The 911-nt window shown below is 70.7% G+C and carries 1 protein-coding gene; it reads left to right on the forward strand.

Translation table 11 applies throughout. The features are described 5' to 3' along the window. Positions 1-135: 135 nt before the first annotated feature. A partial coding sequence (locus ACJ6WD_RS41290; protein WP_407617815.1) for a beta-ketoacyl synthase N-terminal-like domain-containing protein occupies positions 136-911 on the forward strand: 776 nt, incomplete at its 3' end.

The following is a 911-nucleotide window of genomic DNA, read 5'->3' on the forward strand; positions in this document are numbered from 1 at the left end:
GTGCAGCGGCGGGCCGCGGGTCTGCCGGGTGTGTCGTTGGCGTGGGGGCCGTGGGAGCGGTCCGGTGGGATGACGGGTTCGTTGTCGGATGCCGATGCGGACCGGTTGAGTCGTTCCGGTGTTCCGCCGCTTTCGGTGGCGCAGGGGCTGGCCCTCTTTGACGCGGCCCTGACCACCGGCGACGCCACCAGCGTGCCCGCCCGTCTCGACCTGCCGGCGCTGCGCGCCCAGGGAGAGGTGCCGCCGTTGCTCCGCTCGCTGATCCGTGGCCGTTCGCGCCGCGCAGCCGCCGCCGACTCGGCCGTCGCCACCGGTCTGCGGGAACGCCTCGCAAGCCTGAACCCCGTCGAACGCCAGGAGGTCCTCCTCGACCTCGTACGCGGCCAGGTGGCCTTGGTCCTCGGTCATGCCGACGCCACGGACGTCCATCCGGCTCGCGCCTTCCGCGAGTTGGGTTTCGACTCCCTCACCTCAGTGGAACTCCGGAACCGCCTCAACACCGTCACCGGCCTCCGGCTGCCGGCGACCATGGTGTTCGACTACCCGACCATCGAGGTCCTGGTCTCCTTCATTCTGGACGAGCTACTGGGCGCCGACGCCGAGGCCGCGATCGTGCGGCGGGACGACGCGGTGGCCGTCGCGGACGACCCGATCGTCATCGTCGGCATGGCCTGCCGCTACCCCGGTGGGGTCACCTCACCGGACGACCTCTGGGAGCTCGTCACCGCCGGCACCGACGCGATCTCCGCGTTCCCGACCAACCGTGGGTGGGACGTCGAGTCCCTCTACCACCCCGATCCCGACCACCTCGGGACGTCCTACACCCGCTCCGGTGGTTTCCTCCACGAGGCCGGGGAGTTCGATCCTGGTTTCTTCGGGATGAGTCCGCGGGAGGCGTTGGCGACGGATTC

The sequence above is a fragment of the Streptomyces sp. VTCC 41912 genome, assembly GCF_045799175.1.
In the GTDB taxonomy this organism is placed as follows: Bacteria; Actinomycetota; Actinomycetes; order Streptomycetales; family Streptomycetaceae; genus Streptomyces; species Streptomyces albulus_C.